Here is a 25,442-nt window from a genome sequence, read left to right on the forward strand (position 1 = left end):
TGGGCCGCCGTGCGGCGCGAGAGCGGTGCGCCGTGCCGTGTGCCACAGGGCGGGGCGGCCGTTCGGATGCGCCCGTGCTCAAGCGGTTCTCAGGCGGGGGGTGCGGCGAGCGCCGCCCCCTGGACGAACAGGTCCATGATGCATAGGTCTACGCGGGTCTACCAGAGGCAGCGCCGCCCGGTTCCGCTTCCCCCGGCGCCCTCGCTGCTCAGCCCCGACACACCCGCCGACCGTGTTCGGCCACGGTGAACTCCCGCCGCCCCTCGGCCGCCCGCGCCCGCCGGCCGCCCGCGCCCGCCGGCCGCCCGCAGCCGCCGCGCGGCCGGGAGCCGCCCGGACGGCCTGAGCGGCCCGCTGCCTGAGCGGATCGGACGGCCCGAGCGGCCCGGACGGTCGGGCCGGCGGCCGGATCAGCCGAGCGGCGGCTGCGGCCCGGCTCCGGCCTCCGCGACGAGCAGGGACTCCATGTCGCGCAGGATCCGCTCCATCCCCGGGCGCGGGAGATAGCGGGTGTCGGCGGTGACGGAGACCTCCAGCGAGCCGGAGTCCGAGCCGGAGACATGGACGCAGAAGCGGCAGTTGAGCTTCTCCTGGCTGAGCGGCCAGCTGAGCGTGGTCTCCGGCAGCGCCCTGGCGATGTCCTCGGCGGGGCAGGGAGCGGGTCCGGGGTCGGCGAAACGCATGTCGTTGAAGCAGCAGCGCGGCTGCACCCAGTCCCCCGCCGCCCGGTCGAGCGGATCGTGGAAGGCACTACGGTACGCCCGCAGGGTGGCCGGTTCCGCCTCCCGCAGCAGCGCCCCGAAGTCCCGGTCCACATCGAGGGCGAACAGCCCCTCCTGGGAGAGGGTGCTGACGATCCGGGTGGTGTCCCTGCGGAAGCGGTTGTTGACGATGGGCAGCACCGCGCAGGTCCCGCGCCCGGTGTGCCGGCCCACCAGGGCGGCTGTCGCGGCGAGCAGCACGGTGGAGGTGGAGGTGCGGTGCCTGGCCGCCACGGCGCGGACGGCGAGACCCAGCGCGGGGGAGGTGAGCTGGGCCCGCCAGACCGGTGGCTGGGCCTGGTCCTCGCTGAACCGGTCGAACATCGCCTGGCGGGGGAAGTCCTCCCACAGCTCGGCGGCACGCCGCGCGGTCCGGCGTCCGTCCGGGCCGGCCTGCCAGTGGGCGAGGTCCAGCGGGCTCGGGGCCGGGGCTGCGGCTTTGAGGGAGGCCGCACCGCGCAGGATCAGCATGCGCAGGTCGCGGACCGCGATCTCGGAGCCGAGCCCGTCGGTCGCCATATGGCAGAAGGCGAGCACCACATGGCTGATCCACTGCCCCCTGGTCACCAGGGCGACCCGCAGCGGCCAGTCCGCGGCGTAGTCGTAGCGGTCGGCGGTGAGGGCGGCCAGGACGGTGTCGGGATCCTCGGCGGTGAGCAGGACGGGCAGCCCTCCCCGGTCGGCCAGCCGCTGGAGCGGCTGCGGGCCGTCCAGGTCCAGCCGGGTGCGCAGGGCGCCGTGCCTGGCGACCAGGGCGGCGAGCGCGGTGGCGATCTGGTCCGCGGTCCTGGTGCCGGGGACCGCGAGGATCCGCCCGAAGTTGAAGTAGTGGTCGTCCGGGGCGGTCTTCCCGATGGCGTCCCAGATGGCGCTCTGGCCCCAGGTCAGCGGTGCGGTGCCGCGGTCCGGCGCCGTGAAGTCGACGATCACCGTGCCGCCAGGTGGGCGGCGAGCGCATCCAGGTCGTCCAGCAGCTCCCAGCCTGCGGCGTCCAGGTCGATCTCCACGTCGTACTCGCCCTCGACCGCGTCGACCAGCCGCATCCGGGACAGCGAGGTGAGGCCGAGCGCGGACAGCGAAGCGCCGCCACTGCGGGCCAGGTCCGCGGGGATCGCGCCGTCCGAGGACTCCTCGACGAGTTCGGCGAGCCGCTCCTTGATGGTGTTGCCGGTCATGGGCGTCCTCTCTCCAGCGGTCCGTCCGGCACGTCCCGGTCGGCCATCAGCAGTTCGGCGGCCTCGGCGTCGGAGAGCCGGTCGATCTCGGCGAACAGCTCCTCCTCCAGGGCCTGGGCGGTCCCCGCGACCGTGCTGCGGTCGAACAGGGTCCTGATCGGCAGGTCGACGTCGGTGGCAGCGCGCACCCTGGCGACCACCTTGACGGCCAGCAGGGAGTGCCCGCCCAGGCCGAAGAAGTCGTCGAAGGCCCCGACCCCGTCCACCCCCAGCACCTCGGCGAACACCCCGGCCACCAGGGCCTCGGCGTCGGTGCGCGGCGCGGTCCACTCCTGGTCCTGCCGGTGGGAGGGGGCCGGCAGCGCGGCGCGGTCGAGCTTGCCGCCGGGAGTCAGCGGCAGCGCGTCCAGCTGCACCCAGACCGCCGGCACCAGATGGGCGGGCAGCGCGGCGCGCAGCTGCTCGGCGACCGGCTCCGGGTCCCCGACGGTGTATCCGACCAGCGTCTGGCCGTGGACGGCGACGGCGCCGCGGCCGCCCAGCAGGGCTTCGATCTCGCCGGGTTCGATCCGGAAGCCGCGCAGCTTCACCTGGTCGTCCTGGCGGCCCAGGAACTCCAGCCGGCCGTCGGCGCGGAGCCGGGCCCGGTCACCGGTGCGGTAGAGGCGTTCCCCGCCGATGACCGCGAAGCGTTCCGCGGTCAGCTCGGGCCGCCCCAGGTAGCCGTCGGCGAGCCCGGCGCCTCCGATGCACAGCTCTCCCACGGCCCCCGGGGGCACCGGCCGGTCCGCCGCGTCCAGCAGGGTGATCCGGGTGCCGCCGACGGGCCGTCCGATCGGGGGGCGCCCGCTCGGCGGTGTACCGCCGCCGAGGAGGTCGTCGGCGGTGGCGATGACGGTGGCCTCGGTGGGGCCGTAGGTGTTGACCAGCCGTATGCGCTCACCGAACCGCTCGCGCCAGCGCAGCACCGCCGCCTCATGGACCTGCTCGCCGCCGAGGATGACCAGGCGCAGGGTGTCGGGCCAGGCGATCTGGTCGATCTCCTCGACCAGCAGGTGCCAGTAGGCGGTGGGCAGGTCGAGGACGGTGACGCCGTCGAGGTGGTCGGTCAGGGTGACGGCGCCGTCGGGGAGCAGCTCCAGCCGTGCTCCGGAGGCCAGCGCGGGGAAGATCTCCTCCACATGCGCGTCGAAGCTCAGCGAGGCGAACTGGACGACCCGGTCGGCGGGCCCCAGCCCGTAGTTCTCGCGCATCCAGGCCACCCGCTCGGCCAGCGCCCGATGGCCCACCAGGACGCCCTTGGGGACCCCGGTCGAACCCGAGGTGTAGATCACATAGGCGGTGTCCTGCGGACGGAACGTCCCACCGGCCTGCCGGGGCCCGTCCGGGGTGAGGACCACCGAGGCACCGCTGTCCTCGGTCATCAGCGCCAGCCGCTGCTCCGGGTACTCCGGGTCCAGCGGCAGATACGCGGCGCCCACCCGCCAGGCGGCGAGCATCGCGGCGACGGCGTCGGGCGTGCGGCCCAGACGGATGCCGACCACACCGCCGGGCGGCAGCTCAGCGGCGATCTCGGCGGCCCGGGCGTCCAGCTGCGCATGCTGAGCTGCTGGTCACCGCAGGAGAGGGCGATCGCGTCGGGGTGTGCCCGCACGGCGGCCGCGAAGAGCTCCAGGACCGCCGGGGTCTCGCCCAGCGGCGGTCCTTCGAGGACGGCGGGATCGTCCCCGGTCAGCAGCGGCAGTGCGGACAGCGGGGTGTCGGCGTGGTCGGGAAGGGAGCCCAGCAGCAGTCCGAGACGTTCGGCGAGGCGGACCGCGGTGTGCTCCTCGAAGAGCTCGGCGTCGTAGACGAGGGTCGGCACCAGCTCCCGGTCGTCCTGCCAGACCTCCAGCATCAGCTCGAACTTGGCCTGCTGGAAGCCGTGCTCGAAGGGTGTCCCGACCAGCCCGGCGAAGGCGTCCTCGTCCCGCGACGTCCCCTGGCTGTGCAGGATCGCCATGGTCTGGAAGAGCGGGGTGCGGGAGAGGTCGCGCCCCGGGCGCAGCTCCGCCAGCAGCTGCTCGAACGGGATCCCCTGGTGGGCGAAGGCCCCCAGGACGTCGCCGCGGGTGCGGTCCAGCAGTTCGGCGAAGGTCGGGTCGGCGGACAGGTCGCCGCGCAGCACCAGGACGTCGGTGAGATAGCCGATGACGCCTTCGAGTTCGAGCCGGTCCCGTCCGGCGGTCGCGGTGCCGACCATGATGTCGTCGGCGCCGGTGTGCCGGGCGAGCAGCACCTGGTACGCGGCGAGCAGCACCATGAACAGGGTGCACTGGTGGCCGCGGCCCAGCCGGGTGAGCGCGGCGGCCTGCGCGGGGTCGAGCGGGACGCGTACCGAGGCACCGCGCCTCGCCGGCACGGAGCTGCGCGGTCGGTCGGTGGGCAGGTCCAGCTGCGGGGGGTCGGCCAGTCGCTCGCGCCAGTGGTCCAGCAGTCCGGTGGTGTCCTGCTCCCGCTGCCAGGCGGCGATGTCGCCGAACTGCAGCGGGGCGGACGGCAGCGGGCGGCCCGAGTAGAGGGCGGCCAGTTCGTCGTGGAGGAGGTTGAGCGACCAGCCGTCGCCCAGGATGTGGTGCAGCACCAGGCACAGGACGTGGTCGTCCTCGGCGATGCGGATCAGGGCGGCGCGCAGCGGGGGTGCGGCGGTGAGGTCGAACGGGGCGTTGGTACGGGCCGCGACCAGCTCCAGTGCCTCCGCCTCGCCGGCGGCGGTCGGCGTCTCCAGCGGCACCGGTCCGGGCGGGGCGATCCTGGTGACCGGGCCACCGTCCACCTCGGGGAAGCTGCTGCGCAGAATCTCATGACGAGCCGTCAGTTCATTGAGTGCGCTGTGCAGTGCGCCCTGGTCGAGCTGTCCCTTCAGCCGGGTGACCAGCCACATGTTGTAGGCGGCGTCGGCCGGGTCGAGCCGGTGCAGGAACCACAGGCGCTGCTGGCTCCAGGAGAGCGGTGCGGCGCTGCCGGCCGGGCGCGGGCGGGGCCCGTCGGTGGCATCGGGGGATCCGGACTCCAGCAGGGCGGCGATCAGTTCGGCGGTCGGGCGGTGGAAGAGCTCACTCACCGGCAGCCGGGTACCGGTGAGGGCGGAGATCCGGGCGGCGGCCATCGCCGCGCGCAGTGAGTGGCCGCCCAGGGCGAAGAAGTCGTCGTCCGCCCGGACGTCCTCGACGCCGAGGACATCGGTGAAGACGGCGGCGACCAGCCGTTCGTGCTCGGTCCGCGGCGGCCTGCCCGCCGGACGCTGCTCGGCCTGCGGATAGGGCAGGGCGCCCCGGTCCACCTTGCCGTTGGGGGTCAGCGGGAGTGCGTCGAGGCGGACGAAGCGCGCCGGGACCATGTAGCCGGGCAGCTGTCCGGTGAGATGTCCGCGCAGCGCCTGCGGATCGGGCTCGCTGTCCGGCTCGGCGGTGTAGAAGGCCACCAGGGTCTCGTCGGCGACACCGGCCACCGCCTGGCGGACACCGGGGTGTGTCTCCAGGGCCGCGCCGATCTCGCCGAGTTCGATGCGGTGGCCGCGCAGCTTGACCTGGTTGTCGGTGCGGCCGAGGAACTCCAGGGTGCCGTCGGGCAGTCGGCGGACCAGGTCGCCGGTGCGGTACACCCGCTCGCCGGCGTGGGTGACGAACCGGTCGGCGGTCAGCTCGGGCCGTCCGAGGTAGCCGTCGGCCACTCCGGCGCCGCCGATCAGCAGTTCACCGGGGACTCCGATCGGCACGGGGGAGCCCTGGGCGTCGACCACATGCACGGTGGTGTTGGCGATCGGCCGGCCGATGGAGACGCGGTCCGGGTGCCGCGGCACCTCCCAGGCGGTGGACCAGATGGTGGTCTCGGTGGGCCCGTACACATTGACCAGCCGGTCGACGCGGGAGCGCAGTTCGGCGGCGAGTTTCTGCGGCAGGGGTTCGCCGCCGGTCAGGGCGGTGACCGGTGGGAGGTCGCCGGTGAGCAGGACCCGCCAGCCCGAGGGGGTCGCCTGGACGTGGGTGACACCCTCGTCGGTGATCAGCCGGGCCAGGGCGGCGCCGTCGCGTGCGGTGTCGCCGCCCGCGACGACCACCCGGCCACCGGTGACCAGCGGTAGATAGAGCTCCAGCGCGGAGATGTCGAACGCCAGGGAGGTGAGGGCCAGCCAGCGGTCCTGCGGCGCGGAGCCGACCAGCGACCGCATGGCGTGCAGGAAGTTGGCCAGGGCGCGGTGCGGGACCACCACACCCTTGGGCTTCCCGGTCGACCCCGAGGTGTACAGGACGTAGGCGGTGTCCTCCGGACGCGGCCGGGCCACGGCCGCCTCCGGGTCCGGCTCCGCGCCGTCGAGGACATGGGCCAGATCGGCGTCGTCCAGGACCAGGGCAGCTCCGCAGTCCTCGATCACATAGGCGATGCGTGCCTCGGGGTAGTCCGGGTCGATCGGGACATAGGCGGCCCCGGCCATCGCCACCCCGAGCAGTCCGACCAGCGTCCGGGCGCCGCGTGCACCGCGCACCGCGACCCGTGTGCCCCGCCCGGCGCCGCGCCGGGCCAGCTCCCCGGCGAGCGCCGCCGCAGCGCCGACCAGGGTGCGGTAGGTCAGGACGTCGGTACCGCAGACCACGGCGACGGCGTCGGGGGTGGCCCGGGCCTGTTCCAGCACCAGGTCGACAAGGGTCGCCCCGGGCAGGTCGGCGGCGGTGTCGTTCCAGGCCGCCAGCTGCCGCAGCTCGTCCGGCGGCAGCAACTGCAGGCGGCTGACCGGCTGGGCGGGGTCGGCGAGGACCGAGGTGAGCAGCTGCCGGAACCGTGCGGCCATCCGCTCCACGGTGTCCCGGTCGAACAGGTCGGTGCTGTAGATCAGTACCGCCTGGAGCGCGCCCCCGTCCAGCTCGTAGAGGTCGAGGGAGAGGTCGCAGCGGGCGGGGTGCCAGCCGTGCGGGAAGGGCTCGGCGATCAGACCCGGCAGCGGGTCGTTGACATCGCCCTGGGTGTGCAGGGCGAAGAGCGCCTGGTAGAGCGGTGTACGGCTGAGGTCGCGCTCGGTGGTGAGGGCGCCGACCAGCAGCTCGAAGGGGACATCGGGGTGGGCGAGCGCCCCCAGGACGCTGCTGCGGGTGGCCCGCAGCAGGTCGCCGAAGGCGGGGTCGCCGGTGACGTCGCAGCGCAGCACCATGGTGGTCGACAGAAAGCCGATCACCCGCTCCAGCTCGGGCCGGCCGCGTCCGGCGGAGGGCGTGCCCACGCAGAACTCGCCCTGCCCGCTGTGCCGGGCGAGCAGCACCTGGTAGGCGGCGAGCAGCACCATGTACGGGGTGCAGCGGGACCGGCGGGCCAGCTCCCGTACGGCGTCCACCAGCTCGGCCGGGAGGTCGAAGCGCACCTCGTCGCCGGCCGCGGTCCGCCGGGCGGGCCGTGGCCGGTCGGTGGGCAGATCGAGTACCGGGGCTCCGGAGAGCCGGTCGACCCACCAGTCGAGGCCGGCCGGCTCCTGCCCGGCCGCCGCGACCAGTTCGCTGTACTGCGGGGGCGCGGGCGGCAGCGGCAGGCCCGCGTAGCAGGCGGCGACCTCGGCCCGCAGGATGTTGAAGGACCAGCCGTCGCCGTTGATGTGGTGCAGCACCACGCTGAGGACGTGGTCGTCCTCGGCGATGCGGATCAGGGTGACCCGCAGCGGCGGGGCCGCGGCCAGGTCGAAGCGGGTGTTGGTCCGGGTGGCGACGACGGCCTCGGCCGCCTCGGCCGAGCCGGCGTCGACCCGTTCGACGGGCATCGGCGCGGGGGGCTCCACGACGGCCCGTGGCTCGCCGCCGACATCGGTGAACCGGGTGCGCAGGGCATCGTGCCGGGCCACCACGGCGGTGAAGGCCGCCGCCAGGGCGTCCGGGTCCAGCGGGCCGCGGAGCCGGTAGGTGTATGCGGTGTTGTTGGAGGGGTCGTCAGGATCGAACTGGTGCAGAAACCAGAGTCGCTGCTGGCCGAACGAGAGCGGTCCGGTCTCCACACGTCTCTCCTGGGTCGGTGGACGGATTGCGGCCCGGACGGGTGGGTTCGCGCGCCACCCCGGGGATCGGCGGTCAACAGGCATTGACGGGCCTCGGGGAGGATGGCAGATTGACGCGTAATCAGTCAATGGTCTATACCAAAGCCCGGCATCAGGTCGTTCGGACCGGATCCCGCCGCCCCACGCACAGCCGCCGTTTGCCCGACGCCGTACGCACAGCCGCCGTACTCCGCCGCCCTGTCTCAGCTGCCGTCCCGGGGGGACCGCCTTGAGCCTCACACTCTGCGATCTGCTGCGCGCGCGGGCCCGCGCCGAACCCGAGCGGGAGGCCATGGCCGTCAGCGGCACCGGAACGCTCTCCTTCGGCGCCTGGGAGCAGCGCTCCACCGCGGTGGCCGCCGGCCTGCTGCGCCGCGGTGTGCTGCCCGGTGAGCGGATCGGGCTGGTCTTCGGCAACGCCGACTGGCTCGAGTACGCCGTTGCCTTCTTCGGTGTACTGAAGGCCGGAGCCGTCGCGGTGCCGTTCTCCGACCAGTTGGGCCGGGCCGATCTGGAGGCGCGGCTCGCGCACTGCGGTGCGACGCTGGTGCTGCGTCCTGGTGAACTCCCCACCGCCGAAGGAGAGCCGGCGCCGCCCGGGGCCGGGGACCTGGCGCAGATCCTGTACACCTCGGGCACCACCGGCCGGCCCAAGGGCGTGGCCGCCACCCATGGCAACCTGGCGCACGGCTGGGGCGGCCGCCGCAGGCCGTTTGCGCACTCCCGCCATCTGGCGCACGCCTTCCCGATCGGCACCAACGCCGGACAGTGGATGCTCGCCAACGCCATCGGCGCCCATCCCGCCGTGGTCACCCTCGGCCGCTTCACCCCGGGCCGCTTCGCCAGGATGATCGAGCAGTACCGGGCCGGCACGGTGTTCCTGGTCCCCACCATGGCGATCGAACTGCTCGCCGCGGGCGCGCACACCAGGTCCGACCTGTCCAGCGTGCTGCTGCTGGGCTCCGCGGCCGCGCCGCTGCCCGGCCGGATCGCCGCCGAGCTCACCACGGCCTTCCCCAAGGCGACGATCGCCAACTACTACACCTCCACCGAGGCCGCCCCGGCGCAGACCGTGATGCTCTACGACCCCCGGCGCCCGGCCAGCGTCGGCCGGCCCGCCACCGGCGGCGAGGTCAGGATCGCCACCGCAACGGGCGAGCCGCTGCCCGCGCACACCACCGGAGAGGTGTGGATGCGCTCGCCCACCGCCACCCGCAGCTACTACGGCGACGACGCCGGGACCGGTGAGGTCTTCCGCGACGGCTGGATCCGGATGGGCGACCTCGGCTACCTCGACGACGACGGCTACCTCCACCTGGTCGACCGGGAGAGCGACGTCATCAAGTCCGGTGCCCACAAGGTCTCCACCCTCCATGTCGAGGAGGCGGTCTACCAGCACCCGGACGTGGTGGAGGCCGCAGCCGTCGGACTGCCGCACCCCGCCCTGGGCACGGCCGTCGCGGTCGCCGTGGTGGGCGCTGTCGACCACACCGGACTGCGGGCCTTCCTCCAGGACCGGCTCGCCCCGCAGGAAATGCCGCTCCACCTGGTCACCCTTGACTCCCTGCCCCGCAACCACGGCGGCAAGGTCGACAAACGCGCACTTCGTGAGGTGTTCCGTTGAACCGACTCTCCAACGCCCAGCACGGCATGTGGATCGCCGCACGGACGGGCGCCGCAACCGCCTACCACATGCCGGTGGTGATCACCCTCGGTGAGCCGCCCGACCGCGACGCACTCGCCGCCGCCTGCCGCAGTGTCGTCGAGCGGCACCCGCTGCTCGCCGCCGCCGTGCGGGAGCACGACGGCATACCCGGCCTGGAGCCCGCCGCCCGGCCCCCCGGGCTGGAGACCGCCGACTCCGTGGAGGAGGTGGTCACCCGGCCCTTCGATCTGGCAAGCGGCCCCCTGATCCGCTTCGCCCTGGTCGGTGAGCGGACCCTGGTGGCCGTCGCCCACCACCTGGTCTTCGACGGGCACTCCAAGGACCTGCTGGTCGCAGAAATCTCCGAGGCCCTCGCCGAACCCGGGGCGGGCGCGGCGGCCGAGGCGCACGGCACCAGACCCGAGCGGGCCGCGCCCGCAGACTCCGAGACCGCCCGGGAGCGGCGCATCGAGTCCGCCACCGAGGAGGCGGCCCGGTTCTGGGCGCCGCGCTGGCACGAGCCGGCGGCGACCCTGGTGCCGGACGGCCGGCTGCGTTCCCGCGCCACCGCTCCCGGCGGGGTGCTGGAGTTCCCGCTGGAGATACCGGAGATCGACGGGGTGACCCGGTTCGAGGTACTGGTGGCGGCGCTGCACACGCTGCTCGCCTCGTACGGGAACCCCGAGGTGGTCACCGCTCTGGACCTGTCCACCCGCACGGCGGCCGAAGCCGGAGTGATCGGCTGCTACGTCAATGAACTCCCGCTCTTCTCCCGGCCGTCGCCCGAGGAGCCGTTCCGCGGGTTCGCCGTCCGGCTGCGCGCCGAACTGCGGGAGCTCTACCGCCACCGTGAGGTACCGCTCGCCCGCGCGGTGCCCGGGATCCGGCCGCATGCCGCGCTCGCCCCGGTGTCGGTCAGCTACCGCAGGCTGGTGGACGGCGACTGCCCGCTGGGCGACGTCCAGTGGCTCGCCTTCAACCACAGCGTCCGTGGCGCCCTGCAGCTGCAGATCGCGCAGGGGCCGAAGGGCGCCGTTGCGAGCCTCCGCCACGACCCCCGGGAGCTTCCCGATCCGGAGCGGTTCGCCGGGGATCTGGTCGCGCTGCTGGCTGCGGTGGGCGAGGAGCCCGGGCGTCCGCTGGGCGAGCTGGTGACGTTCGCGCCCGTCCTACCGGCCCCGGACGGCCCGCTCGAAGCCGAGCCGTCGCCGGTGGCCGTCACCGCCGACATCCCGGCCGGCGATGAAGCGCTGGTCGCACAGATCCGCACGATCTGGGAGCAGGTGCTCGACCTGGCGCCCATCGAGCCGCACGACGACATCTTCGACCTGGGCGGCCACTCGCTGACGATCACCCAGATCATCTCCCGTATGCAGCAGCAGCTCGGGCTGGAGATCTCACTGGACGACTTCTTCGACAACCCCACCATCGCCGGCGTGGCCACGGCGGTCCGCTCATGACCGCCCGGACGTTCGTGCAGGAGTCCGCGCCGCCGTTGATGGACCCGGCCGACGAGGATCTGTCGTTGATGCTGACGATCCGGGCGTTCGAGTTGAAGCTGCTGGAGTTGTTCGAGCGGGGGATGTTGAACGGGACGACTCATACCTGTCTGGGGCAGGAGTACATCCCGGTGGCGATGGAGGGGTTGCTGGCCCCCGGTGACCATGTGTTCAGCAACCATCGGGGGCATGGGCACTATCTGGCCCGGTACCGGGATCCGGAGGGGTTGCTGGCGGAGATCATGGGTCGTGAGGGTGCTGTCTGTGGTGGTGTGGGTGGCAGTCAGCACATTCGGCGGGAGCGGTATGTGTCCACCGGGGTGCAGGGGGAGAGTCTGCCGGTGGCGTGTGGGGTGGCGTTGCATCTGAAGCGGGTGGAGCCGGGGTCGTTGGCGTGTGTCTATGTCGGTGACGGGACCTTTGGTGAGGGTGCGGTGTACGAGGCGTTGAATCTGGCGTCGTTGTGGGGTCTGCCGTTGTTGGTGGTGGTGGAGAACAACGGGATTGCGCAGTCCACGCCCACGGGTCGTCATCTGGCGGGGGGTATTGCGGGGCGGGCTGCGGCGTTCGGGGTGGAGTACCGGTTCACCGATTCGGTGGATGTGGCGGGGATCCGGCGGTTGTTGGCTCCTGCGGTGGAGGCGGTTCGTGGTGGGGTGCCGTTGGTGGTGGAGTTTGCCACGCAGCGGTTGGGGCCGCACAGCAAGGGTGATGACACCCGGTCTGCGGAGCAGGTGGAGCGGTTGCGTGCGGCCGGCTGGTACGCGGGGTGCGTTGCGCGGGATCCGGAGCGGGTGGGGCGTCTGGAGGGCTCGGCGAGGGCGCTTGTCGAGGCTGTGGCTGTGGATGTGGCGGGGCGGGGGTTGTCATGAGGGTGGCGGAGAATCTGAATGCTGCGCTGCATGGGTTGATGGAGCGTGAGGCGGGGCTGTTTGTGCTGGGTGAGGATGTGCTGGATCCGTATGGGGGTGCGTTCAGGATCACTCGTGGGTTGTCGACCCGGTTTCCGGAGCGGGTGCTGTCGACGCCGATCAGTGAGAGTGCGATCACGGGGGTGGCGGCGGGTCTGGCGTTGGCTGGGGACAGTGCCGTGGTGGAGGTGATGTTCGGTGATTTTGCGACGTTGGCTTTCGACCAGTTGGTGAATTTTGCGGCGAAGTCGGTGTCGATGTACGGGTCGCGGGTGCCGATGCGGATGGTGCTGCGGTGTCCGGTGGGTGGGGGGCGGGGGTACGGTCCGACGCACAGTCAGAGTCTGCAGAAGCATTTTGTGGGTGTGCCGGGGCTGGAGTTGTACGAGGTCTCGCCGTTCCGTGACAACGCCGAGGTGTTCGCGGAGATGCTGGCGCGTGAGGTGCCGTGTGTGCTGTTCGAGGACAAGGTTCTGTACACCCGGGCGATGGACGAGGTGCAGGAGCCGTTCTCGCTGCGGCGTGAGGGTGGGACGGCCCGGGTGTTCCTGGAGGGTGTGGAGCCGGACTGTGTGATCGTGGCGGGTGGGGGAGTGGCGCATCGGGTCATGGAGGCGATGCGGTCGCTGCTGGTGGAGGAGGAGGTGGTCTGCACGCTGTTGGTTCCCTCGCGGCTCTATCCGGTCGAGGTCGAGCTGCCGTCGGTCCGTCATGTGGTGGTGGTGGAGGAGGGCACGGCGGGTGGGACGTGGGGTGCGGAGGTGGCCCATGTTCTGCATCAGCGGTACTGGTCGCAGTTGGCGCGGCCGGTGAGGCTTGTCCACTCTGCCGACTCGGTGATTCCCACCGCCCCCCATCTGGAGCGTGAGGTGCTGGTCAGTGCCTCCGCCGTCCACCGCGCCATCCTGGAGACTCTGCGTGGCTGACCTGCTGGTTCCCAAGCTCAACAACAACGACACCGACTATGTGCTGACCGAGTGGCTGGTCAAGGACGGCGATCCGGTCCTCGCCGGTGATCCGGTGGTGGTCCTGGAGACCTCCAAGGCCGCCGAGGAAGTGGAGGCCGACACCGCCGGCACACTGCACTGGACCGTCCCGGTCGGAAGCCGCTGCCGGCCGGGCCAGGCGATAGCCCGGATCCTGGACGGCTCCTCCCCGGTCCCGCCCGCCGCCCCGGCGGCGTCCGCAGCCCCGCTCGCGGCCGAGCCGCAGACCGGTGGCGGGCAGCAGGGCGGCCCTCTGGTCACCGGGCCCGCGCAGGCCCTGGCCGACGAACTCGGGATCACCGCCGAGCAGATCGCCTCGCTCGGCGTCCCGGTCGTCCGCCGGACGGACATCGAGGCACTGAGGGCGGCCGCAGAGCCGGAACCGGTCGCGGCCCGCACCGAGGGCACTCCGCTCGCCGGGGTGCAGCTGGGCGTCGCCAGGGCGGTGGAGCTCTCCCATCGGACCATCCCGGCCGCGTACACCGTGGTGCGGATGGATCTGGGTCCGGCGCTCACCCGGGCCCGGGAGCTGACCCGGACGGTACGCCGCCCGGTGGGCCTGGCCGAGCTCTTCGTCCAGCATGTCGCCGCGCTGCACGGAGACTTCCCCCGTTTCTTCGCCGCCGTCGACGGAACGACCGCCACCCTGGCGGACGCCCCGCACATCGGGGTCACCGTGGACCTCGGCGAGGGGCTCTACGTCCCCTGCATCCGCGACGCCGCGGACCGCACCATCGGGGAGATCGCCACCCAGCTGATGAAGTACCGCCTGGCCGCCACCACCGGAGCCTTCCGGGAGGCGGACCTCACCGGGGCCAACTTCGTCGTCACCCTCCACACCGACGCCGATGTGGTGCTGGCCGTCCCCTTCATCCTGCCCGGCACGGTCTGCGCGCTGGCGGTCACCTCACCACAGGACGGCGCCCCCGCCAACATCGGGCTCGCCTACGACCACCGGCTGATCAACGGCCGGGACGCGGTGCTCTTTCTGCATGCGCTCAAGAAGGGGCTGGAGAACCCGGACTGACGCTGCGTCAACGACAGGGAGCCCGGGCGGTGATCCGCCCGGGCTCCCTGCGTCAGTGGGTGTCGTCCCCGGCCGTACGGGCCCGCAGGGCCTCCAGGCCGACCAGGTCGTCGGACGGCGCATCGGGCACCTCGCGGTCGAAGCGCGCCAGAACCGGGACCCAGAGGCAGATCAGCGCCAGCAGTGCCATGGCGGACCCGAAGAGCAGATACAGCAGCCCGATCCCGCGGCCGTCACCGGTCCCGATCACCCGGCCCACCGTCGAGGCCAGTGCACCGCCCGGGTCCATCAGCGGCTGCAGCAGCCTGGGCCCGAAGGGGACGATCACCGCGAAGCCCAGCGGCAGCGTCGACCAGGCAACCATGGTGTTGACGGCGATCACCCGGCCGTGGAAACGCTGCGGAACCTTGGTCTGGATGATCGTCGCATAGATGCCGTTGACCAGGGCCAGTCCCAGTGCCATCCCGAAGGCACCCAGCGCCACCAGCGGCAGCGACGGCCGCAACCCGGTGACCAGCGCCGCGGCGGCCAGCGCCAGGGTCGCCAGCAGCACTCCGCGCAGCCGGTGCCGGCGCGGCCCGCCCCAGACCAGCAGCCCGACGCCGCCGAGCGTCGCCCCGAGGCCGCCGCCGGTCGCCACCCAGCCGGTGGCGGAGAGCCTGCCGATGGACAGCACCAACGGGGTGGTCAGCAGGAACAGCGGTGAGAGGAAGACGTTCAGCACCGCGAAGAAGACCAGCATGGCCCGGAAGTGGCGGCTGCCCAGCGAGCGCCGGAACCCCTCCCGGATCTCCGCGGCCACCGACTCCCGGCGGTGCCACGCCATCGTCGCGGGGAACCGCACCAGGGCGACCGTACCGATCGCGGCCAGATAGCTGCCCACATCCAGCAGCAGGATGCCGCGCAGGTCCACCGCGGCCAGCAGGCCCACGGCGAACAGCGGCACCAGGAACTGGGCGAAGCCCGCGGTCATCTGCACCACGCCGTTGGCCCGGCCCAGGTAGCGCTTGGGTACCATCTGGGGCACCGCGGAGCCCCAGGCGAAGCGCTGGAAGGTGAGGGAGACGGAGAGCACCACGATCAGCAGATAGACATGCCAGACCTGGAGCGCGTCGGCGAGGGCGAGGCCCAGCATCACCGCCTGGGTGGCACCCGCCGCGAGATCGCCGCAGAGCATGATCCGCCGTCGGTCGCCGCGGTCCACCACGGCGCCGGCCAGCGGGGCCGCCAGGATGCCCGGCACCAGCGCCAGTGTGGCGAGCAGGCCGAACTGGGCGAGCGAACCGGTGTGCAGATAGATCCAGATGGGCAGCGCGAACTCGGTGAGCGCGGAGCCGATCATCGACACCTGCTGCCCGAAGGCGACACCGAGGAACCGGCCCATCCCGGGTCGCACCTGCCCGGCCCGGTCGGGGAGCGCATCGGGGTCCCTGGAGACGTCCTCCAGCCACCAGGTGGCGTCCGGGCGGCGCCGGTGGCGGTCCTCGCTGCCGTCGGCGACGTCGCGGTGCACCTGGGTGATGATCTCGGACAGTTCGGCGGCCCGGTACTTCAGGAAGAAGTGCCCGGCCTCGTCCAGCACCACCGCCGCCGTGGTGCCGGTGACGCGGTGCCACTCGCGGAAACGCTCCTGGTGGAACTCGGTCGCCGGGTCCCGGTCGCCCACCACCGCGATCACCGGCGCCCGCAGCACCGCGCCCTCGGTCTCGTAGAGGTCCCCGAAGTAGCGCTCGGCCTCCAGGGTGCCGGAGCGGCGGTTGCGGACGATCAGCCGCAGCTGCTCCGGGTCGACCTCGTCCACGTCCAGCCCCGCCGCGGTCAGGGCGTTGATCATGCTCTGGTCGCTGCGCAGCCGCTCCGAGACCCGGGCCAGCCGGGCCGCGAGGGCGGCGCCCCGGCCCTTGGGACGGGCGAAGGGGAAGATCCCGCCCAGGTGGACGGCGGCCACCTCGCGGCCGGCCGCCTCCAGCCGGCGGGCGATCTCCACGGTGAGCATCACCCCGAGGCCGCAGTGGCCGTAGAGCACCACCGGGCCCTCGACCCCGTCCAGGACCTCCTGGGCGCAGCGGGCGGCGACCTCGTCGAACGGTTCGGCCTCCTCGCCCAGTTCATGGCCGGGCACGGCGATCGAGTGCAGTGCCCAGTCGTCCGGCAGCTCGTCGGCCAGCGGTTTGTAGATCAGTGCGCTGCCGCCGCCGTACGGGGCGCAGACCAGGCTGGCGGTGACCGGGCCCGCGCCGGCCGGGCGGGCCGGGGTGAGCCGGTGCAGCAGTCTGCGTGGGCCGCGGTCGGCGTCGGACGAGGCGGCCAGAGCGGCCAGTGCGCGCACGGTGGAGTGCTGGAAGAGGTCCATCAGGCCGATGGGCACGGCCCGGTCCGGGAAGGCCCGGCGCAGCCGGGCGACCACCTGGGTGGCCAGTAGCGAGTGGCCGCCCAGGTCGAAGAAGTCGTCCAGGGCGCCGACCTGCGGCCGGTCGAGCAGTTCGGCCCACATTCCGGCGATCTGCTGCTCCTCGGGTGTGGCCGGGGGCTCGTACCCGGTGGCCGGGGCGTCCTCCGGCTCCGGGAGCGCCTTGCGGTCCACCTTGCCGTGGGCCTGGAGCGGGAACTGCTCCAGCGCCACCCAGCGGGCCGGGACCATGTAGTCGGGGAGCACATCCAGCAGCCGGGCCCGCAGCTCGGCCGGCGGCGGCAGCTCGGCCCCGCCGGGCCGCTCCAGATAGGCGACCAGGGTCTGCCGGACGCCCTCCCCGCGGGCCAGCACCACCGCCTGGGTGACCCCGGGCAGCAGGTCGGTGAGTGCGGCCTCGATCTCGGCGGGCTCGACCCGGTAGCCGCGGACCTTGATCTGGTCGTCGCTGCGGCCCAGGAACTCCAGGGTGCCGTCGGACCGCCAGCGGGCGAGGTCGCCGGTGCGGTAGAGGCGGCTGCCGGGCGGGCCGTAGGGGTCCTGGACGAAGCGCTCGTCGGTCAGGTCGGGCCGCCCCAGATAGCCGCGGGCCAGCCGGTCGCCGCCCAGGTACAGCTCGCCGGGCGCCCCGGGCGGCACCGGCTGAAGGCCGCCGTCCAGGACGAGGCAGCGGGCGCCGGGCAGTGGGCGGCCGATCGGGGTGGTGCCGGCCTCCTCCCCCCGGGGGCCGTCGGCCAGGACCTCATGGACGGTGATGCCCACGGTGGCCTCGGTCGGCCCGTAGTGGTTGAAGACCGCGCAGCGGCCCGCCGCGGCGAGCCCACGCGCCCAGGCGTACGAGGACGCCTCACCGCCGAGCACCAGCGCCCGGCGCGGAAGCAGCCGTTCGACCGGGACGTCGGCGGTGAGCGCGGCCAGATGGGAGGGCGTCATCTTCAGGTAGTCGATGCCCAGCCGCTCCATCCGCTCGGCCAGTTCGACCCCCGCGGTGCGGCGGGGCAGCAGATGGACCCGGCCTCCGGTGGCGAACGCCAGATAGAGCATGGTGATGCTGAAGTCGAAGGAGAGCGACTGGAGCAGCCCGTAGCTCGCCCCGGGCACGATCCGCAGCCGCTCCCGCACCCCGGCCAGGTAGTTGAGGATCTGCCGGTGCTGTACGGCGACGCCCTTGGGGCGGCCGGTGGAGCCGGAGGTGTAGATCACATAGGCCAGGTGGTCGGGGCCCGAGCACTCCGGCAGCGGTGCGCCGTCCTCCTCGGCGGCCTGCCCGGTGTGCTGCTCGTCCAGCAGGATCTGCGGGCCGTCCCAGTCGGGCAGGCGGTCCCGGACGGTGCTGTCGGTGACCAGGACGGCGACCTGCGCGTCGGCCAGCAGGCCGCAGAGCCGGGCCGGGGGCTGCTCGGGGTCCATCGGCAGATAGCCGGCGCCCGCCTTGAGCGCGGCGAGCAGGCCGACCGCGAGGTCGGGGGACTGCTCCAGGCACACCGCCACCCGGTCGTCGGGGCCGACGCCCAGCGCTCCGAGTCTTCGGGCCAGTTGGTTGGAGCGCCGGTCCAGCTCGCGGTAGCTGAGCGTCTGCTCCTCGAAGACCAGGGCGGGCGCATCGGGGTGGGCGGCGGCGGTGTCGGTGAACAGCCGGGTGAGGGTGGCGGGACCGGCCGGTGGCAGCTCGGGGCCAGTCGCCCAGTCGGTGAGGACGGCCGTGCGCTCGGCGGCGCCGAGCAGCGGCAGCGCGGAGACCGGCCGGTCGGGCTCGGCTGCGGCCGCGGTGACCAGCACGGTGAGGCGTTCGGCGAACCCCTCGACGGTGGCGGCGTCGAAGAGGCCGCTGCGGTAGGTGAAGAGGCCGCTGAGGCCGTCCTCCTGCTCGCTCATGTAGAGCGCCAGGTCGAAGTGGGTGCTGGTGCCCTCGAAGGTGAAGCCCTCGGTCTGCCAGCCGGTGGGAGCGGGCTCGGCGGTGCGGTCGCCGTAGTTCTGGAAGGCGAAGGTGGTCTGGAACACCGCGGAGCGGCTGACGTCCCGTACCACGGAGAGGTCGGCGACCATCTGCTCGAAGGGGACCTCCTGGTGCGCATAGGCGTCCAGGGTCCGTTCGCGGACCTGGCGGACCAACTGGCCGAAGGTGGGGTCGTCCGCCAGCCGGGTGCGGATCGGCAGCATATTGACGAAGGCGCCGACCACGCCCTCCAGTTCGCGGTGCAGCCGGCCGGCCACCGGGGAGCCGATCGCGAAGTCCCGCATGCCGCTGTGCCGTGACAGCAGTACCTGGTACGCGGCCAGCAGCACCATGTAGGTGGAGGCGCCGCAGGACCGGGCGAGGGCGTTGATCCGGTCGGTCAGTCCGCGGTCCCAGCGGAAGGAGTGCGCGGCGCCGTCGAAGGTGAGGACCGGCGGCCGGGGCCGGTCGCCCGGGAGGTCGAGCGGGGGGACGCCGGCCAGTTCGTCCTGCCAGTAGGCGCGGTCGCCGGCGAGCGAGCCGTCCTCCAGACGCCCGCGCTGCCAGTGCGCGTAGTCGCCGAACCGGACCTCGGGGGCCGGCAGCCGGGCCGGGACGCCATGGGCGTGCTGGGCGTAGAGGGCGTCCAGCTCGCGCTGCAGCAGATCGACCGACCAGCCGTCGCAGACGATGTGGTGCAGCACCAGCGCCAGCACATGGTCGTCGGGGCCGAGGCCGATCAGCAGCGGGCGCAGCAGCGGCCCGCGGGCCAGGTCGAACGGCTCCGCGACGGCGTCGCGGACCAGCGCCGCGGCGGTGGCGGCCGGATCGTCACCGCCCGCCTCGACATGGCGGGCGGTCACCGGGCCGGGGTCGGCGACGACCACCTCGGCGGTGCCCTCCTCGGTGCCGGTGAAGGACATCCGCAGGCTCTCGTGCCGGGCGACCAGATCGGTGAGCGCGGCGTCCAGGGCGGCACGGTCGAGCGGGCCGCGCAGCCGGCGGGTGGGGGCGAGGACATAGCCGGCGCCGCCGGGGGCGAACTGCTCCATGAACCACAGCCGCTCCTGCCCGCTGGAGAGCGGGGGTGCGGTGCCCTCGGGCCGGCGTGGGACCACGCGGGTGGGCCGCCCGGCGCCCTTCAGCCGCTGGGCGAGCAGGGCCCGCTTCGCATCGGACCACTGCGACTGCAGGGCCTGGGGTTCGGTCATCGAAGTCCTCGGTGTCGGCGGCGCCCCCGCGGCGGCGCGGGGGGCTCGGAGGGGCACGGGAGCGGAGCGGTGGGACCGGGATGCCGCCGCTGCGCGGGGGACGTCGGGTGGTGCTGCCGGGGCCGGCGCCGGATCGGTGCGGGGCCGGATCGGTGCGGGGCCGTGCGGGGCGGCACGGTGATCGGGGGCCGTGCGGCGGGGCGCGGCGGTCGGCGGCCGGGCACGGCTCTGCGCCGAGGGCGGTGACGCTGGGTCACATCGGGACTGCGGGGGTCAGGAGTGCTCCCGGTAGCCCCGGTTGCCCGCTCCGGCGGGCTCCGGTGCGGCCTGCTGCGACGGCTCCCGGTCGGCCGGGACCGCCCGCAGTGCGCTGCGCCGGTGCAGCATGCCGTCCCCGTCCAGCCCGATCAGCCGCCCGGCCTGGCCGGCCAGCAGTACGGCGCCCCTGGCGGGTCCCAGTGGCTGCCAGCTGTCCTTGGGATCGGGCAGCCGGTGCCGTACGGTGTCATGCTCGTCGATCGCGTAGAGCCGGCCGTTGACCGAGGTGAGGGCGCGCAGTCCGGCGGGCGGTGCGAGGACGCGCCAGGTCCTGGCGGCGCCGTCCGGTGCGGTGCCCTGTGGAGCCGTCCACAGGGTGCCGTCGGTGTCCAGGGTGAACAGGCGCCCGTCGCTGACGGCCAGTGCCCGGGTGCCCTCGGGGCAGCGGTCCACCACCGTCCAGGGGGCCGGTTCCGGGACGGGCGGACGGGTGAGCAGCCGGCCTGCCCGGTCCACTGCGTAGAGGTGGAGCGGGCCGCCGGGGAAGGCCTCGCGCGGCGCCGCCAGGGCGATGATCCCCGGAGCCGGCCCGGCCGGACGCAGCCGGCGGTTCTGCCCGTCGGCGGGCCTCACCCCGAGGGTGCCGTCGGCCGACGCCGCGAACAGCCAGGGACCGGCGCCGGCGACGGCCTGTGCGCCGGGGGCGGAGCCGATCGGGGTCCACCGGTCGCGGCGGGACGGGGCGGCCAGCCGGGTCAGCACATTGCGGGTGATCCGGTCCACGACGGGATCGCCGAGGGCGGCCCCCCAGTTGACGGTTCCGGCGTTGAAGACCGTGCCCGCGCCGGACTCGAAGACGCCCAGCACGGCCCGGCCGCCCTGCCCGAAGGCGTCCCAGTGCCGCAGGTCCGCCGTGGCCAGCACAACGAAGGAGGCCGGGGTGCCGTCCCTTCCGGTGGCCGCGGGGACGCCGTCGGTGAACTCCAGGTCGGCGGCGTCCGTCTCATAGCCGATGCCGCCCCGGGCGAAGCTGTCGCCGTCGGCCAGGCCCGTGCCCTCGAAGACCCAGTGCTCGGCGAAGGCGACGGTGTACGCCTCACGCCGCATCTCGTCCATGGCGGGGCCCCAGCAGCCGGCGCCGGTGCGGAAGCTCAGCCCGGTGAGGGTGTTCTCCGGCCGGTTCACCGGGTCGCTGGACCACTCCACCGTGGTGCGCTCGGGGGCGGTGGCGGCGACCGGGTCGGCCGCGGCGTCACGGTGGCAGACCATGGTGCGGCCGCCGTCCTCCAGCCGCATCTGCCACCAGGCGGTGTTGGCCCCGAAGATCGCGAGGTTGCCGCCGGCCCGGACGAACCCCTCCACCCGGTCCCGCATCTCCCAGGTCCAGTACTCGTCGTGGCCGTTGACCACCAGCAGCCGGTGCTCGCGCAGGGCGTCCGGGTCGAGATGCAGATCGAGGTTGGAGCAGTAGTCGACGTCGGGGCCGTGGGCGCGCAGCCAGTTCATCAGTCCCTCCTCCCAGCGCTCGGGAGGCGGTCCGCCGCCGGGACGGTCGAAAGTGACCCGGGTCGCGCGCGCCGGGTCCTCCGTCCAGTAGAGGCCCTCGCCGGGCACTCCGCTGCGGTTGTAGGCCTGCCAGGTGGTGAACGGCACCGAGAGCAGGATCCGCGCCCGGCGGCCGGTCCGGGCCGGGCGGACCACGAACCAGACCTCGCTGTCCTCGCCCCGGCCCGGGCTGAAGACCGCGCGGTAGAGCGAGCTGCGCCAGCTGTGCGGGACCTCCAGCACCCAGCTGCCGCCGGTCACCGCTGCCCGGTGCACCGTGCGGCCGTCCACGGCGTCCTCCACCGTCACCCGGCCCGGCATCTCGCCGGTCACCGTGAAGCGGAGTCCTTCGCCTTGTCGGCAGGAGGTCGCCGCCGCGTACGCCACCAAGGTCACTGCACGCCGCCTTCCGCTCGGCATCCTGCCGACCCGGCGGCGTCACTGACGCACCGTCCGACAAAATCCCCCGTTGGTCCAGACCAGTCGGAGATTGGCATAGACCAATGGTGGGGTCAAGGCCGATGGCGGGGGTCCGCCGCCCGAATCGCCGAAGCCCGCCCGGCGGACCGGGTGGCGGTGCGCCGGGCGGACGGTCGGTGTGCGACGGACGGTCGGTGTGCGACGGGCGGTCGGTGTGCGACGGGCGGTCGGTGTGCGACGGGAGTGTGGCGAATGCGCGGACCGCGGCTCAGTGGCCGCTGACGGCGTGCGGGGTGTAGGGCTGCTCCAGCTGCTCGGCCTCCTTGTCGTCGAGCTGGAGGTCCAGGGCGGCCAGGGCGTCCTCCAGGTGGCGGTCCTTGGTGGCGCCGACGATGGGGGCGGTCACCGTCGGCTGCCGGAGCAGCCAGGCCAGTGCCACCTGGGCGCGGGTGACGCCGCGCTCGTCCGCGATCCGGCCGACCGCCTCCACGATCTCGCGGTCGCCCTCGGGGTAGAGAGTCTTGCCGAACTCGTCGGTGCGGGCCCTGGCGGTCTCGGTGCCCCACTCGCGGGTGAGGCGGCCGCGGGCCAGCGGGCTCCAGGGGAGGATGCCCACGCCCTGGTCGGCGCAGAGCGGGAGCATCTCGCGCTCCTCCTCGCGGTAGAGCAGGTTGTAGTGGTTCTGCATGGAGGCGAACCGCGTCCAGCCGTGCCGCTCCGCGGTGTGCTGGGCCTTGGCGAACTGCCAGGCGTACATCGAGCTGGCGCCGATGTAGCGGGCCTTGCCCGCCTTCACCACATCGTGCAGGGCCTCCATGGTCTCCTCGACGGGAGTGCGGGGGTCCCAGCGGTGGATCTGGTAGAGGTCGACATAGTCCGTGCCCAGGCGGCGCAGGCTGTTGTCGATCTCGGTCATGATCGCCTTGCGGGACAGCCCGCGGCCGTTGGGCCCGGGGCGCATCACGCCATGGACCTTGGTGGCGATCACGATCTCCTCGCGGCGGGCGAAGTCGGCGAGCGCCCGGCCGACGATCTCCTCGCTGGTGCCGTCGGAGTACACATTGGCGGTGTCGAAGAAGGTGATGCCGGCCTCGACCGCCCGCCTGATCAGCGGCCGGGACTGCTCCTCGTCCAGGGTCCACTCATGGTTGCCGCGCTCGGGGATGCCGTAGCTCATGCAGCCGAGGCAGAGCCGGGAGACATCCATACCGGTGGATCCGAGTTTCACGTACTGCATCGTCCTCATGCTTCCTTGGCGCTCGCTGGGGGCGCGCGCCGGCAGTGCGGGGTGGCGCGGCCCGGGGACGCGGGGTCTCGTCCCTGCAGGGCAGGCTCTCACCTGCGTTGACCGTGCAGAACCGGATTCCGGTCACCGGAGAAGGTGTCGCAGGGACTCCAGCCGCTCGGCGCAGCGGTCGGCCGATGCATGGCCATGATGCTTTTGTTTTCCGGGAGTTGGGCGCTGACCTGCGGTGTCTGCCGGGCTGTGGCGCGTTTTGCAATCGTTACCGAAGGCCGCATGGACACTGATCCGCGCCACTCATAAGTTTTGCGCGTTGACAAATAGTCAGGATCTCCGGAGAGGGGCGACTTCCATGATCAAGCGATCGGGTGTGCTGCTGGCGGCGGGGCTTCCACTGGTGCTGGCCCTGGCTGCATGCGGCTCCAACGGCGGTTCGACATCGGCAGGCGGCGACAGCAGCAAGCCGGCGGCCAAGGGGAAGATCGGCGTCATCCTCCCCGACACCAAGTCCTCCGCCCGGTGGGAGAGCGCCGACCGGAAGTATCTGGAGCAGGCCTTCAAGGCGGCCGGCCTGCAGTACGACATCCAGAACGCCCAGGGCGACAAGGCCCAGTTCCAGACCATCGCCGACCAGATGCTGACCAGCGGCGTCAATGTGCTGATCATCGTCAATCTGGACAGCGGAACCGGCAAGGCCGTCCTGGACAAGGCCAAGCAGCAGGGCGTGGCCACCATCGACTACGACCGGCTCACCCTCGGCGGCAGCGCCAAGTACTACGTCTCCTTCGACAACGTCGCGGTCGGCAAGCTGCAGGGCGAAGGGCTGCAGAAGTGCCTCACCGACGAGGGGAAGAAGGACGCGAAGATCGTCTACCTCAACGGCTCGCCCACCGACAACAACGCGACGCTCTTCAAGCAGGGCTACGACGGAGTGCTGTCCAAGGTCTCCGGCTACCAGAAGGTCGCCGACCAGTCCGTCCCGGACTGGGACAACCAGCAGGCCGGCACCATCTTCGAGCAGATGTACACCCAGCAGGGCGGCAAGATCGACGGAGTGCTGGCCGCCAACGACGGACTGGGCAGCGCGGCCATCGCGGTGCTGAAGAAGAACGGCGTCAACGGCAAGGTCCCCGTCACCGGGCAGGACGCCACCGTCCAGGGCCTGCAGAACATCCTCAACGGCGACCAGTGCATGACCGTCTACAAGGCCGTCAAGAAGGAGGCCGACGCCGCCTCCCAGCTCGCCATCGCCCTGGCCGGCGGCACCGAGGGCCAGACCACCGGCACGATCCACGATCCCGAGGGCAACCGGGACGTCCCCTCCGTGCTGCTCCAGCCCGAGGCGATCACCAAGGACAACATCAAGACCGTGGTCGACGACGGCTTCGTCACCAAGGACGAGCTCTGCACGGGCGACTACGCCGACAAGTGCGCCAAGGCCGGGATCCAGTAAGCGGAGCCTCCCAGACCGCCCCGGTGCCGGGTCTGCCTCCCCCGGCACCGGGGCTCGCACGACGACCCAGGAAGACACATGACTGAACCCATCCTGTCCCTCCGGCAGGTGAACAAGAGCTTCGGCCCCGCGCATGTGCTCAAGGACGTGGACTTCAACGCCTACCCCGGCGAGGTCATGGCCCTGGTCGGTGACAACGGCGCGGGCAAGTCCACCCTGACCAAGTGCATCGGGGGCATCCACCCGATCGACTCCGGCAGCTACCACTTCGAGGGCCGGCCCGTCCGGGTGCACGAACCGCGTGACGCCTCCGCCCTCGGGATCGAGATCGTCTACCAGGACCTCGCGCTCTGCGACAACCTGGACATCGTCCAGAACATGTTCCTGGGCCGTGAGGAGCGCTCCGGCCTGGTGCTGGACCGGGCCTCCATGGAGGAGCGGGCGCTGCAGACCCTCGCCGGGCTGTCCGTACGCACCGTCACCTCCGTCCGCCAGCGGGTCGCCTCTCTCCGGCGGCCAGCGGCAGACGGTGGCCATCGCCCGTGCGGTGCTGTGGAACAGCAGGGTCGTCGTCCTGGACGAGCCCACAGCGGCGCTGGGCGTGGCCCAGACCAAGCAGGTCCTCGACCTGGTCCGCCGGCTCGCCGACGCCGGACTCGCCGTCATCCTCATCTCCCACAACATGAACGACGTGCTCTCCGTGGCCGACCGGATCTCGGCGCTCTACCTCGGCCGGATGGCCGCCGAGGTCCGCCGGGCGGACATCGACCAGACCCGGATCGTGGAGCTGATCACCACAGGGCGCTCCGGCGACCTGGGCCTGGCGCCCGACCAGACCGGGGAGACCGGTGATCCGGACGCGGCCGAGGCCGGCGTCGGGTCCGGCGCGGCCGGCGCGGCCGACGGGACC

Annotated in this window: 12 protein-coding genes and 2 pseudogenes; 7 read left to right on the forward strand and 7 right to left on the reverse strand. The window is 72.8% G+C overall.

Annotated features, from left to right (window positions below):
• Positions 1-410: 410 nt before the first annotated feature.
• The 4 genes and pseudogenes from AB0761_RS24695 to AB0761_RS24710 all read right to left on the reverse strand — a co-directional run.
• Complete coding sequence (locus tag AB0761_RS24695; protein ID WP_377271341.1) at positions 411-1,691, reverse strand: condensation domain-containing protein; 1,281 nt, start codon at positions 1,689-1,691, stop codon at positions 411-413.
• Positions 1,688-1,936 (reverse strand): acyl carrier protein, encoded by a 249-nt coding sequence (locus AB0761_RS24700; RefSeq protein ID WP_377271342.1) that lies wholly within the window; start codon positions 1,934-1,936, stop codon positions 1,688-1,690. Before AB0761_RS24700 ends, AB0761_RS24695 begins: the two co-directional genes overlap by 4 nt.
• Positions 1,933-3,480, reverse strand: coding sequence for an amino acid adenylation domain-containing protein (locus tag AB0761_RS24705; RefSeq protein WP_377271343.1), 1,548 nt, complete (start codon positions 3,478-3,480; stop codon positions 1,933-1,935). The genes AB0761_RS24700 and AB0761_RS24705 overlap by 4 nt, the downstream gene beginning before the upstream one ends.
• A 245-nt stretch (positions 3,481-3,725) precedes the next feature.
• Positions 3,726-8,282 (reverse strand): annotated as a pseudogene (locus tag AB0761_RS24710) (amino acid adenylation domain-containing protein); the annotation flags it as partial.
• On the opposite strand from AB0761_RS24710, the gene AB0761_RS24715 reads away from it, so the two are divergent.
• The 5 genes from AB0761_RS24715 to AB0761_RS24735 are packed head-to-tail and all read left to right on the forward strand — an operon-like array spanning position 8,218 to position 14,056.
• The gene (locus tag AB0761_RS24715) at positions 8,218-9,612 is read left to right on the forward strand and encodes a class I adenylate-forming enzyme family protein (RefSeq protein ID WP_377271344.1); all 1,395 of its coding nucleotides are present in this window, start codon (positions 8,218-8,220) and stop codon (positions 9,610-9,612) included. The pseudogene AB0761_RS24710 and the gene AB0761_RS24715 sit on opposite strands and share 65 nt — an antisense overlap.
• Complete coding sequence (locus AB0761_RS24720; RefSeq protein WP_377271345.1) at positions 9,609-11,093, forward strand: condensation domain-containing protein; 1,485 nt, start codon at positions 9,609-9,611, stop codon at positions 11,091-11,093. The genes AB0761_RS24715 and AB0761_RS24720 overlap by 4 nt, the downstream gene beginning before the upstream one ends.
• Entirely contained in the window at positions 11,090-12,004 is a 915-nt protein-coding gene (locus AB0761_RS24725; RefSeq protein ID WP_377271347.1) for a thiamine pyrophosphate-dependent dehydrogenase E1 component subunit alpha, read from the forward strand. Before AB0761_RS24720 ends, AB0761_RS24725 begins: the two co-directional genes overlap by 4 nt.
• Positions 12,001-12,969 carry an alpha-ketoacid dehydrogenase subunit beta gene (locus tag AB0761_RS24730; protein ID WP_377271348.1) on the forward strand — a complete coding sequence of 323 codons (969 nt, stop codon included), beginning with the start codon at positions 12,001-12,003 and terminating at the stop codon, positions 12,967-12,969. Before AB0761_RS24725 ends, AB0761_RS24730 begins: the two co-directional genes overlap by 4 nt.
• Entirely contained in the window at positions 12,962-14,056 is a 1,095-nt protein-coding gene (locus tag AB0761_RS24735) for a 2-oxo acid dehydrogenase subunit E2 (RefSeq protein ID WP_377271349.1), read from the forward strand. The genes AB0761_RS24730 and AB0761_RS24735 overlap by 8 nt, the downstream gene beginning before the upstream one ends.
• 52 nt (positions 14,057-14,108) lie before the next feature.
• Here the strand turns inward: AB0761_RS24735 and AB0761_RS24740 are convergent, their stop codons facing one another.
• From AB0761_RS24740 to AB0761_RS24750, 3 genes are all read right to left on the reverse strand, one after another.
• Positions 14,109-19,613, reverse strand: coding sequence for an amino acid adenylation domain-containing protein (locus AB0761_RS24740; protein WP_377271350.1), 5,505 nt, complete (start codon positions 19,611-19,613; stop codon positions 14,109-14,111).
• A 273-nt stretch (positions 19,614-19,886) separates the two neighbouring features.
• Entirely contained in the window at positions 19,887-21,749 is a 1,863-nt protein-coding gene (locus AB0761_RS24745) for a N,N-dimethylformamidase beta subunit family domain-containing protein (protein WP_377271351.1), read from the reverse strand.
• A gap of 355 nt (positions 21,750-22,104) precedes the next feature.
• A complete protein-coding gene (locus tag AB0761_RS24750; protein WP_377274307.1) occupies positions 22,105-23,073 on the reverse strand; it encodes an aldo/keto reductase in 969 nt (322 codons plus the stop codon).
• A 358-nt stretch (positions 23,074-23,431) separates the two neighbouring features.
• Here AB0761_RS24750 and AB0761_RS24755 point away from each other — a divergent pair, with 358 nt between their 5' ends.
• Together AB0761_RS24755 and AB0761_RS24760 are read left to right on the forward strand one after the other, a co-directional pair.
• Positions 23,432-24,532, forward strand: a complete 1,101-nt coding sequence (locus AB0761_RS24755; protein WP_377271352.1) for a sugar ABC transporter substrate-binding protein — start codon at positions 23,432-23,434, stop codon at positions 24,530-24,532.
• Between the two features lie 78 nt (positions 24,533-24,610).
• Positions 24,611-25,328, forward strand: a pseudogene (locus tag AB0761_RS24760) (ATP-binding cassette domain-containing protein); the annotation flags it as partial.
• Positions 25,329-25,442: the final 114 nt, after the last annotated feature.

The organism is Peterkaempfera podocarpi, assembly GCF_042466665.1.
Lineage (GTDB): Bacteria > Actinomycetota > Actinomycetes > Streptomycetales > Streptomycetaceae > Peterkaempfera > Peterkaempfera podocarpi.